Source organism: Mycobacterium sp. 1482292.6, assembly GCF_001672995.1.
Taxonomy (GTDB): Bacteria; Actinomycetota; Actinomycetes; order Mycobacteriales; family Mycobacteriaceae; genus Mycobacterium; species Mycobacterium europaeum_A.
Window position 1 is genome coordinate 1 of record NZ_LZKV01000028.1, and the last position, 11,720, is coordinate 11,720.

Annotated in this window: 8 protein-coding genes and 3 pseudogenes; 6 read left to right on the forward strand and 5 right to left on the reverse strand. The window is 67.2% G+C overall.

Going from position 1 to position 11,720, the window contains the following annotated elements:
* Positions 1-397 (forward strand): annotated as a pseudogene (locus tag A5624_RS01605) (TetR/AcrR family transcriptional regulator); the annotation flags it as partial.
* 15 nt (positions 398-412) lie between these two features.
* Here the strand turns inward: A5624_RS01605 and A5624_RS01610 are convergent.
* From A5624_RS01610 to A5624_RS01625, 4 genes are all read right to left on the reverse strand, one after another.
* Positions 413-1,762 (reverse strand): hypothetical protein, encoded by a 1,350-nt coding sequence (locus A5624_RS01610; protein WP_066860490.1) that lies wholly within the window; start codon positions 1,760-1,762, stop codon positions 413-415.
* A gap of 2 nt (positions 1,763-1,764) precedes the next feature.
* Positions 1,765-3,240, reverse strand: a complete 1,476-nt coding sequence (locus A5624_RS01615; RefSeq protein WP_066860493.1) for a condensation domain-containing protein — start codon at positions 3,238-3,240, stop codon at positions 1,765-1,767.
* 440 nt (positions 3,241-3,680) lie between these two features.
* Entirely contained in the window at positions 3,681-4,229 is a 549-nt protein-coding gene (locus A5624_RS01620) for a hypothetical protein (protein WP_066860496.1), read from the reverse strand.
* Positions 4,230-4,259: 30 nt separating this feature from the next.
* A complete protein-coding gene (locus A5624_RS01625) occupies positions 4,260-4,841 on the reverse strand; it encodes a VOC family protein (RefSeq protein WP_066860499.1) in 582 nt (193 codons plus the stop codon).
* Positions 4,842-5,026: 185 nt separating this feature from the next.
* Between A5624_RS01625 and A5624_RS01630 the strand changes: the two genes are divergently transcribed.
* The 4 genes from A5624_RS01630 to A5624_RS01645 all read left to right on the forward strand — a co-directional run bounded on the left by A5624_RS01630 (position 5,027) and on the right by A5624_RS01645 (position 10,427).
* Positions 5,027-5,590: a TetR/AcrR family transcriptional regulator gene (locus A5624_RS01630; protein WP_197518893.1), complete on the forward strand. Its 564-nt coding sequence runs from the start codon at positions 5,027-5,029 to the stop codon at positions 5,588-5,590.
* Positions 5,587-6,717, forward strand: a complete 1,131-nt coding sequence (locus A5624_RS01635; RefSeq protein WP_066860504.1) for an alpha/beta hydrolase — start codon at positions 5,587-5,589, stop codon at positions 6,715-6,717. The genes A5624_RS01630 and A5624_RS01635 overlap by 4 nt, the downstream gene beginning before the upstream one ends.
* A 137-nt stretch (positions 6,718-6,854) precedes the next feature.
* A complete protein-coding gene (locus A5624_RS01640; RefSeq protein ID WP_066860507.1) occupies positions 6,855-9,056 on the forward strand; it encodes an acyl-CoA dehydrogenase in 2,202 nt (733 codons plus the stop codon).
* Positions 9,057-10,064: 1,008 nt separating this feature from the next.
* Complete coding sequence (locus A5624_RS01645; protein WP_066860510.1) at positions 10,065-10,427, forward strand: ATPase; 363 nt, start codon at positions 10,065-10,067, stop codon at positions 10,425-10,427.
* Positions 10,428-10,452: 25 nt separating this feature from the next.
* On the opposite strand, the pseudogene A5624_RS01650 reads toward A5624_RS01645, so the two are convergent.
* A pseudogene (locus A5624_RS01650) lies at positions 10,453-11,487 on the reverse strand (AMP-binding protein); the annotation flags it as partial.
* Between A5624_RS01650 and A5624_RS27930 the strand changes: the two are divergent.
* Positions 11,480-11,720 (forward strand): annotated as a pseudogene (locus A5624_RS27930) (acyl-CoA synthetase); the annotation flags it as partial. The pseudogenes A5624_RS01650 and A5624_RS27930 overlap by 8 nt on opposite strands.

Here is an 11,720-nt window from a genome sequence, read left to right on the forward strand (position 1 = left end):
ACAGGCGGCGGTGGCCGCGGTGCCGGCCGGTGAGCAAACCCGCGCGGGCATGGCCAACATCGTGCGGACGATCACCGACGACCCCCGGGTGGGGCGCCTGCTGTTCAGCACGCAGCTGGCCGATCCGGTGATCGTGCGCAAACGTGCCGAGTCGAGCGCGCTGTTCGCCATGCTGTCCGGGCAGCACGTCGGCCAAGCGCTACGGGTTCCGGCGAACGAACGCATCAAGGCCGCCGCGCATTTCGTGGTGGGCGGCGTCGGCCAGACCATCAGCGCCTGGCTGGCCGGTGACGTCCGACTCGAACCGGATCAGCTCGTCGACCACTTGGCGGCGCTGCTCGACGAGCTCGCCGAGCCGAACCTGTACCGCCTCACCGAAACGGGCGCGGACGCTTAGCATCCCGCGGCTGATTCACACCCGGCTGAACGTCCGCCAGTCCCACGTCGCGGTCAGCGCGAAGTCGCTCAGCACACCGTAGATGGCTTGGCGCAACTCGTCATTCGAGTTTCGGCGGCCCAGCTGGTAGCCCAGGACCGAGACGAAGACCGTGCCGTCGACCCGCCCGGACAGCAATGCCAGCGCCCCGTTGGTGCGGTGCATCGTCGCGCTGGTCACGCCGGGGTACACCGACCTCATCGCGAAGCAGTCCGCCTCGCCGCCATCCGGTCGGTTCACCGCCGGATGCAGCACACCGAGATTGGACGAGACGACGGTGGTTGCGCCGCCGGTGACCACGCTGATCAGCCGCCGGAACAGCCGCTTGGGGATCAGCGGAACGAGCGGCAGCAACGCCCACCGCTCGTCGGGCACATCCTGATGGCGAACCAGGGCCTGCTTGATCACGGCGCGGATCTCGCGCAGGTCCGTGCCGATCGCCGAGGGCTGCAGCGTGACGTCGACGTTCGTGACCGCGTTGGCGCGGCTGTCGCCGGGGGTGCGCTCGTTGACGGGCATCCCCACGTTGACCGAGCCGTCTGCCGCGACGCGTCCCACTCGCTGGGCGAGGCGCGCCGCCATTCCCGCGAGCAGCGCGTTGCTGGTGCCGCCGAGGGCGCCGGCCCTCTCGTCCCACTCGCCGGCGTCGACGAAGAACGTCGTCGCGGGCAGGGTGATGGGATCGTCTCCGGCGGTCGGCGGTGTCGAGGGCTTCCCGGCGGACGCGGCCTGCACCGCGTCACGGCCCTGACTGAGCATTCGGGCGGCCGCACCGACGGCACGACCGACATCGCCTGCGTCGCTTAGGGTTTGGCGCGCGTCTTCCCGTACTGCCCGCCACCGCCGCCGCGCCCCCGCGGCGGGCCAACGGATCGCGTCGCCACGCCCGGAAGCCGCATCCGCCAACGCCTCGCACAGCCCGACCCCGTCGGTGAGGCAATGCGTGGTGACCAGACTGACCGCCGCACCGCCGTCGGTGAACGGCAGCACCGCAAGGTGCCAGCCGGGCCCGTACTCGGCATCCGGACGCTGGGTGGCTTGTTCAGCCAGCCAGGCGTCGATCCCGTCGCGTGGCCGCGGCGCGCCGGCGATCTCGAGGGCGCACCGGTCGTTCGGCGCCACCCAGCGATGCCGGCCGAACGGCAAGGGCGACCGCTCGATGCGGCGCGACAACCGTCCCCTGCCCAGCTGGTGATGGAACTCGCGCAGCCCGGCGATGTCGACGGCGCGGTCGTACACCCAGACGCATTGCAACAGGCTGGTGGCTCCCGTGGCCCGTTCGCCGAGAAAGAGGGTCTGATCGGCCAGGTCCAGCACGTTGCTCATGGTCAGGCCGCTTCGTTGTCGTCCGCGTTCGGCGCGACGGGGTAGGGCCCGTCCGAATTCGCTTGGGGCACGGCCACGACCGGCTCATCCAGGGTGGGCTTGGCGACGCGCACGAACGCCTGGGTCAGTGCCGCGATGTAGCGGAGCACCGACTCGCGCGCGATCGCGTTGTCCGGGAAGGACATCGTCACGGTGGTGTTCTCGGCCTGCCGGTTGATCCACATGTTGATCCCGCCGGCGGACAGGCTGTCGCCGTAGGTGCCGAACTTCGTCTCCGCCCACAGCCCGTTGAGGGGAATCTTGCGGAAGTCCAGGAAGGACAGCATCATCGGCAGCTGGGTGGGCAGCTTGATCCCCAGTTCGTCGGGGGTCGCCAACTCCAAGGCCCGCTCGACCGGCACGTCCGCGAGGCGCTGGGCGTCGTCAAACGACTTCTGCGCCGCCCTGGCCGCCTGGGCGAACGTCTCGCCGGCGATCGGCACGGTGATGGGAATCAGGCTGGCGAACCAGCCGACGGTCATCGTGTCGGTGCCCGGCACCCGGGTGTCCTTGGCCGTGAACCCGTGATACGTGTGTTTGCCGGTCAATTGGTGTTCGGCGAAACCCGCGCACGCCAGGACTCCCCCGATGAACCGGGCTCCGGCGGCGACGCAGGCGGCGTCGAAGGCCTCGGTCTCGGCGGCATCCATCAGTTCGACGGTCAACAGATCGCCCTTGGTGCTGGCCCAGATGTCACCGAGCGGCAGCGGGAAGCTCGGCCAGTCGCCGTCCGTGTCACGCGCGAAGGCGATCCAGTCCTTGATCTCCGGAGACGACAGGTCCAGGGCCGCCGCCTTATCGCGCTGCCGCGCAACGTAGTCGCGATAACTGCGCACCTCGGGCAGCGCGGCGTGGGAGTGCCCCCCTTGCGCCAGTTCCTGATACATCAGGTGGATGTCGAGGAAGATGAGGGCGGCGGACAGTCCGTCGATGTGCAGGTGGTCGACGCTGGCGTAGAAGGTGAAATAGTCGGCGTGCGCGACGATCCCGTAAGTGAAGCAACCCCATTCCAGGGTGTGCGGAGTCGTGGTCAAGACGTGGTTGCGCGCCTGATCCGGGGTCATCTCCCCGAGCGCGACGGGGACGAATTCGATGGCTTCGGGGTCCTCGAGTTCGCGGCGCACAAAGATTCCGTTGTCGAATTCGAACCAGTAGTGATATGTGTCCTGGCGGCGCACATGGCCATTGATCGTCGCGGTCATCGCCTCGATGTCACAGGTTCCGGGGATGTCCCACGCCACGATCATCAATCGGGGAAGCGGCCGGTTCAGAGTCTTGCCGTGGTAAGCGGCCCAGAGGTGTTGATGCTGTTGATAACTCGGTGCCAGATCGCTTCGCCGGGCGGCGCGTGCCGCTTCAAGCGCCGTGGGCGCGGCCATCCACATGGTAACCGGGCCGTGTGGCGGCTGCCATTCGTTGATGTTTCCGAGTGCGACCATGTCGTCGAGTCCTTGTGCTGTGAGTACCGACATCTGTTGTGCGATCTGGGGGTGGTGAAAGTGCAATCAGCGCTTGGCGTTTGGCGCATCATCTGTTCGGTCTCAGGTTGAAAATCTCGCGACGTGTTCCCGGTATGTTGGGCTGAACTACCGCGTCGCTGCACCCCCTAGTGTCGCTGCTGTGGACGCTAGCTGACGGGGGTGAAGATTTCGCGGTTTTACGAAGACTCGCGTTCTCCCGCGCGATCATCTACGGTGCGGTAACCTTTCTCCGCCAACCGGTCGTATGGCCGGCTGGTGCGTACCAAATAGTATCCATGCGAAAGTCGGTCCGACGCCGATTCGCCTGCCCGGGGCCAAGTCTCGGGTCAGCGTTGTTCGGCTCGTCTGACGGCCGGCACCGCCCCAATCGGAGCGGCTCCGGCCAAACCCTCAGCGCCTCACGGGAACAGCGGCAGATGCCACAGCCGCATGCCGGGGTGCAGCAGCCATAACCGCATCATGGTGAGCCGCAGGATGCGCACCGCGCTGGTGATCATGAAGATCGCCAGGGGCACCTCGATCAGCAGCGCCGTGATCACCGACAGCCAGATGTCCTTGGGCCCGGCGGTCATCAGGTCGAACCAGGCGTCGCACATCAGCAGAACCCCGGTGGTGAAGGCGGCGAGCACCAGCAGCTGACGACGCAGGTATCCGAGCACCGCTGTCGTCAACATGAACGCGACCAGCAGCACGTCGAAGCCGACCCAGGTGATCGGCCAGTTGTGCGCGACGTAGTTCTCCGGCAGGGTCACGGACAGGTACCCCAGCCACGGGACCATCGCCATGGAGCCACCGATCATCAGGCTCAATCGGATGCGCCGCACCCGGGCCAGGAACTCCGGGTCGATCAGGTCGCCCACCGGCTGCTCCAGCCGAGTGATCAGTTCCCGGCGTTGCTCGGCGGTCAACGCCGCGATCTGCGCGTCGGTCAGGATGCCGTCGGTCATGAAACCATCCTCCGGCTCGGCCCGGTGGGATCAGTGGGCGGCACCCACCGGGGGCCGGCGGTCCGCCGCGGTGCGGGGCACGGCCTTGGCGTCGCCGCTGTCGAATTCCTTCACCCAGCAGGCGAATTCGAGGGTGATGCCGTCGGGGTCCTGGAAATAGAACGAGCGCACGTAGACGCCGGGATGCACGGTCGCGGACACCTGCATGGGGCTCTCGTCGTGGTTGAGCACCGGCCCCACCCGCACCCCTTTGTCCTTGAGGCGCTGGCGATAGGCGTCGAATTTCTCGGCCGGCACGTGGAAGGCCAGGTGGTTCATGGTGCTGACGGCGCTGGTGATGTCGCCGATGCCCGGGATGGCGCCCGGCGACGAGATTCCGGGCACCCGGTCGGGGGCGTCGGCAAACCAGAAGAAGGCGACGCAGTCGCCGTTGCCGGCGTCGAAGAAGAAGTGCTGGCCGGCGCCGCCGGGTAGGTCGAGCGACTTGATCAGCGGCATGCCGAGGATATTGCTGTAGAAGTCCACGGTTTTCGCCATGTCCGAACACACCAGGGCGACATGGTTGATCCCGCCGAGTTCGAATTCCGGGTTGGTGTTGTGCGGCTTGATCATCTGGTGGCTCCCCTCGGTCCCGGCTTGACGATCCTGGCCAAGATCCAAATCTGAATCTAACATCAGTTTCAGTTTTGGCCCAGGGAGGTGCGTAGGTGTCGACCGCGGCGTCCCCTGCTGACCGCGACGGCCAGCCCGCCGAGCTTCCCACCCGTCGAGGCAGGCGGACGCAGGCCGCCATCGATATGGCAGCCCGGACCGTTATCGCGCGCAAAGGCGTGCTGGCCACGACCATCGCGGACATCGCCGCGGAAGCGGGCCGTTCGGCGGCGTCGTTTTACAACTACTACGACTCCAAAGAGGCGATGGTGCGCCAGTGGGCGCTGCGCTTTCGCGACGAGGCCAACGAGCGCGCCCAGTCGGTGACCGAACACGGCCTGTCCGAACGTGAACGGGCCTACGCCGCAGCAGCCGCGCACTGGCACACCTACCGCAACCGGCTCGCCGAGGTGATCAGCGTGTCGCAGCTGGCGATGATCAACGACGACTTCGCCCGGTATTGGGCCGAGATCTGCGAGATACCAGTCTCTTTCATCGCCGAGTCGGTCCGGCGCGCCCAGGACGACGGCCACTGCCCCGACGACGATCCGCGGCTGCTCGCCGAGGCCATCGTGGCGATGTTCAACCAGTTCTGCTACCTGCAGCTCGCCGGGGCGCGTGCGGTGGAACCCGACGACCAAGCGTGCGTCCAAACCCTGGCCAACATCTATTACCGGGCCATCTACGCGTCAGGAGGACCGCTGAATTGACTCGTCGTACCGGCGCCGGGGTGATCCGGGAATTCATCGGGCTGCCGTCGCGCACCGCGGGGCGTGCGGGCGCGGGCGGGAACCCCTGCCAAGGGCTGTATCACCGGGGGGTGGGACGCAAACCCAAGGTGGCGATGATCGCCACGCACTACCAGATCGACTTCTCCGAGCACTATCTCGCCGACTACATGGCCACTCGCGGTGTCGGGTTTCTGGGCTGGAACACCAGGTTTCGCGGCTTCGAAAGCAGCTTCCTGCTCGACCACGCGCTGGTCGACATCGGTGTCGGGGTGCGCTGGCTGCGCGAGATCCAGGCTGTGGATACCGTTGTGCTGCTGGGCAATTCGGGAGGCGGCTCATTGATGGCCGCCTACCAGTCACAGGCCGTGGATCCCAATGTCATTCCCCTGGACGGGATGCGCCCGGCGGCAGGGGTGACCGAATTGCCGCCCGCCGACGGGTACGTGGCCACCGCCGCCCATCCCGGACGCCCGGAGGTGCTCACCGCCTGGATGGACGCCGCCGTCGTCGACGAGAACGACCCCGTCGCCACCGACGCCGACCTCGACCTGTTCAACGAGCGCAACGGGCCGCCCTATTCGCCGGAGTTTCTCGCCCGATACCGCAGCGCGCAGACCGCGCGCAACCACGCCATCACCGACTGGGCCGAGACCGAGCTCAAACGCGTTCGCGCGGCGGGGTTTTCCGACCGGCCGTTTTCGGTGATGCGGACCTGGGCCGATCCCCGGATGGTCGACGCCAGCATCGAGCCCACCAAGCGGGCACCCAACATGTGCTACGCCGGCGCGCCGGCCAAGGCGAACCGCTCGGCGCACGGCATCGCGGCGGCCTGCACGCTGCGCAACTGGCTGGGCATGTGGAGCCTGCGGGTGGCCCAAACCCGCGCCGAACCGCACCTGGCCCGCATCGCCTGTCCCGCCCTGGTGATCAACGCCGAGGCCGACACCGGGGTGTTCCCCTCGGATGCCCAACGCATCTTCGACGCGCTCGCCGGCACCGACAAGACGCAGGCCTCGGTGGACACCGACCACTACTTCACCACCCCGGGCGCACGCACCGAGCAGGCCGACATCATCGCCCAATGGATCAACAAGCGGTGGCGCTGATCGCCGCGAACGGCCGGTGGCGACCCGCGGCGCCCGGCAGCGGGAGGCCACGAGCCCATGTCGTCAACCAACCGACTGGTTGTTAGCTTGGAAGGTACTTGGCCGAAACGGCGTCCTGCAGCAACGGAAGGCGACCAATGCCGATCGCGATAAATCCCGAGCATCAAGAGCTGGCCGATTCCGTGCGATCGCTGGTGGCGCGCGTTGCGCCGTCGGAGACGCTGCACGCGGCCATGGAGACTCCCCTCGAGAACCCTCCGCCGTACTGGCAGGCGGCGGCCGAGCAGGGACTGCAGGGCGTCCATCTGGCCGAGTCCGTCGGCGGCCAGGGCTTCGGCATCCTCGAATTGGCCATCGTGCTGGCCGAATTCGGTTACGGGGCGGTGCCTGGCCCGTTCGTGCCGTCGGCCATCGCCAGCGCCCTGATCTCCGCGCACGACCCGGACGCGAAGGTGCTCGCCGAGCTGGCGTCGGGCGCCGAGATCGCCTCCTTCGGCCTGAGTTGCAGTGCGCTGACCGCCACCCGGCACGCCAATTCGCTGGTGATCCGCGGCGAAGTCCGCGCGGTGCCCGCGGCGGGGCAGGCCACGCTGCTGGTGCTGCCGGTCGCGATCGACAGCGGCGAGGCCTGGGTGGTGCTGCGCGCCGATGAGCTCGAGATCGAGCCGGTGAAGAGCCTCGATCCGCTACGACCCGTCGCCCACGTGCGAGCCAACGCCGTCGAGGTGGGTGAGGACGTCGTGCTGACGAACCTGAGCATGGCGACCGCGCACGCGCTGATGACGACGCTGCTGTCCGCCGAGGCCATCGGTGTGGCGCGCTGGGCGACCGACACCGCCTCGCACTACGCCAAGATCCGCGAGCAGTTCGGCCGGCCGATCGGCCAGTTCCAGGCCATCAAGCACAAGTGCGCCGAGATGATCGCCGACACCGAGCGGGCCACCGCGGCGGTCTGGGATGCCGCCCGCGCGATCGATGAAGCCCGCGAAAACAATTGGGACACAGCGGGTTCGCATGTCGAGTTCGCCGCCGCCGTGGCGGCGACGCTGGCGCCGGCGGCCGCCCAGCGCTGCGCGCAGGACTGCATCCAGGTGCACGGCGGGATCGGCTTCACCTGGGAGCACGACACCAACGTCTACTACCGCCGGGCCTTACTGCTGGCCGCCTCCTTCGGCCGCAGTGCGGACTACCCGCAGAAGGTGGTCGACACGGCCACCACCACCGGGATGCGTGCGGTGGACATCGATCTCGATCCCGACACCGAGAAGCTGCGGGCGGAGATTCGCGCGGAAGTCGCCGCGCTCAAGGGGATCGAGCGTGAGCAACGCAAGGTCGCCATCGCCGAGGGTGGTTGGGTGCTGCCGTATCTGCCGAGGCCATGGGGGCGGGGTGCCAGCCCGGTGGAGCAGATCATCATCGCCCAGGAATTCGCCGCCGGGCGGGTCAAGCGGCCGCAGACCGGGATCGCGACCTGGATCGTGCCGTCGATCGTCGCGTTCGGCACCGAGGAGCAAAAGCAACGGTTCCTGCCGCCGACCTTGCGCGGCGAAATGATCTGGTGTCAGCTGTTTTCCGAACCGGGCGCCGGATCGGATCTGGCCGGCCTCACCACCAAGGCCACCCGCACCGACGGCGGCTGGCGCATCACCGGCCAGAAGATCTGGACCACCGCCGCGCAGTTCTCCCAGTGGGGCGCGCTGCTGGCCAGGACGGACCCCAGCGCCCCGAAACACGCCGGCATCACCTACTTCCTGCTGGACATGAAAAGCGAAGGCGTCGACGTCAAGCCGCTGCGCGAGCTCACCGGCAACGCCATGTTCAACACCGTCTACATCGACGACGTGTTCGTGCCCGACGAGTGTGTGCTCGGTGAGCTCAACCGGGGCTGGGAGATCAGCCGCAACACGCTGACCGCGGAGCGAGTGTCGATCGGGTCCAGCGAGGCCAACTTTCTGGCCACGCTGGCCCAGTTCGTCGAGTTCGTCCGCGACGGCCACTTCGACCAGATCGCCCAGCATCGCGCCGGCCAGTTGATCGCCGAGGGCCACGCGGCCAAGGTGCTCAACCTGCGCTCGACGCTGCTGACGCTCGCCGGCGGGGATGCGATGCCGTCGGCGGCGATCTCCAAGTTGCTGTCGATGCGCACCGGCCAGGGCTATGCCGAATTCGCGGTCTCGTCGTTCGGCACCGATGCCGCGATCGGTGACCCCAACGAATTGCCCGGCAAGTGGGGCGAATACCTGTTGGCCAGCCGCGCCACCACGATCTACGGCGGCACCTCCGAGGTGCAGCTGAACATCATCGCCGAACGGTTGCTGGGCCTCCCCCGCGACCCGTAAGCCGTCGCGAAAGTGCCCCCAAACAGGGCCATGCCGACCTGACGAAGTCAGGCCGGCATGGGTCCCCCCATACGCGGTCGGCCATCCCGAGGGTTGGCGTGTCGGCGACGGCCGCTTACCGCGCGGAGATGGTGGTCACCACCACCAGTTCCACCAGTGCTGGGGGCCCCAGTAGCCACGGCCCCAGTTGCCGTGGCCCCAGTTGCCGTGCCCCCAGTTGCCATTTCCCCGACCATCATGGCCGCCCCATCCGCGACCGCCGGGGCGATCGGGGATGAAGCCCGGTCCGCTGTGCGGCCCGGCACTGGCGAAGCTGGTGGTGGCTGCGGGCGCAGGAGCGGCCGCAGCCATGGGGGCGCCGCCGAAAAGCAGCGCGCCGGCCACAGCCCCGGCACCTATGACACCTGCGGCCGCGCCGCGTAATGATCGCCCGAAGATCATTAGAGTCATTCCTTCCAACCACTTGCTATCGATAACAAAAACGTTAGTTGGACATTTCTGAGCAAACAAGTGCAATTCGCTTTTTGGATTGTGAATTAGACAACAACGACGTCGCACCGGCTCGAACGCTAGCGCCTATTTCCGTTGCGAAGTTGCGCAATTCAGTTGATCATAAATACTGATGCCGACGCCCTATCTCCCGGCTTTATCCAGCTCATCGCCGATCTACTGAATTACTGGCTCACCGAACGCGTATCTACTGACGTCCGCTTTCACGCATTATCGCATTCGCTGATTCCGCGCCCTTCTCGTCGTCTTTGTTCACGCCATTCAGCATCACACGCAACCGGTTACATGCAGACAGCTACTTTTATCTTTTTGCGAGAGGATCTGCGGAACGGGCCGGCGCGCGCGGCACGCAACTGCGGTTCGACGCGCCCGGCGGCCGACCGGCCCCCGGGCGGCCCGGCGACGCGACTTACGCTGGCCTCGGTGACAGAATCAGTATTGACACAACGGCACCGAGCGCTGATTTACTGATTGGCACTCACGGAGGAAGACACCGAAGTGAACTTCAACAGCAGCCACAGCGGACCCAGCGTCGGAGCCTTTCGCGCCCCCAGCTCGGCCGGCGGCCCGTCGGGAGACGCCGCACCGACCGAACGCCTCACCAGCCTCGGGCAACCGGGCGGCCACCGCATCGCCGCCCAGCCGGCCGCCCAGCCGGGTCGCACCCAGCGGACGCGTCGCACCGTGGACCTGCCGGCGGCCACGCACCGGGCGCTCGACATCTGGCAGCGGGAGGCGGCCGACCGGCTGGGGGTCGCCCGGGTGACCGGCCAGGAGGTCCTCACCGCGCTCATCGACCAGCTCCTGGTCGATCCGAAGCTCACAGCGCAGATCACCCGCGCCATCAAAGACCGCCGCTGACTCGCTTGGCGCCAGCCGTACCGGGCTAGTCGACGTCCATTTCGCGCAGCTCGCGCTTGAGGATCTTGCCGGTCGGGTTGCGCGGCAGTTCGTCGAGGAAGACCACCTCACGCGGCACCTTGTAGCGGGCCAGGTGGTCGCGCACGTAGTGCTTGACGGTGTCCTCGTCGAGGTCGGCGCCGTCCTTCTTCACCACAAAGGCGCGCAGCCGGTGGCCCCATTCCTTGTCCTCGACGCCGATCGCGGTCGCCTCCACGACGTCCGGATGCCCGGTGATGAGGTCCTCGACCTCGGCCGGGAAGACGTTCTCGCCGCCGGAGACGATCATCTCGTCGTCACGCCCGCTGATGTAGAGCAGGCCGTTCTCGTCGAAGTAGCCGACGTCTCCCGACGACAACAGGCCGTCGATGACCTGCTTCTTGCCGCCCCCGGTGTAACCCTCGAACGGGAAGGCGTTGCCGACGAAAATGCGCCCGACGTCGCCCTGCGGCAGCTCCTTGCCGTTGTCGTCGAAGATCTTGACCTTGACACCCTTGACGACCGGCCCGACCGTCGAGGAGTTGAATTCCAGGTGCTTGGGCTCGGCGATGGTGGCGAAGGCGATCTCGGTGGAGCCGTACATGTTGTAGATGACCGGGCCCAGATCCTTCAGGCCCCGCTCGGCCAGGTCGGCTCCCAGCGCCGATCCCGATACGAACACGATCTTCAGGCTGGACAGGTCCGGCTTCTTGTCCATCTTCTCGATCGTGTCGAGAATCCGCGACAACATCACCGGAACCACGACCATCGCGGTCACCTTGTACTTCTCGATGTCTTCCAGCACGTGTGGCGGCTTGAACTTCCGGCGTAGCACCAGCGTCGAGCCCAAGAACATCGCGATCGTGCCATGCAGGAATCCCAGCGCGTGGAACATCGGCGCGGGCAGCGAGGTCACCTCGTTGGCCTTGAACGGGACATGCGACAGGATGCCGCCGATGGGCGCCAGCGTCGGCGGGGTGCTGCGGTTCGCGCCCTTCGGGGTGCCGGTGGTGCCGCTGGTCAGGATGATGATCGACGAGTACACCAAGGCGGTCAGCAAGGCGTCTCCGGAGCTGGGCAAGCTGCGGGCGCTCGGGACCAACCCCGACAGCGACGAGCCGTCGGGCAGCGAGGACGAGACGCTGGCCGACCTGATCGAGCGCAGCGACAAGAAGCCCGCGCCGAAGGCGAGCAAGCACTCGTCGATCATCATCCTGACCAGCGGCACCACCGGCACCCCGAAGGGCGCGAACCGCAGCACCTCCGCCGACGCTG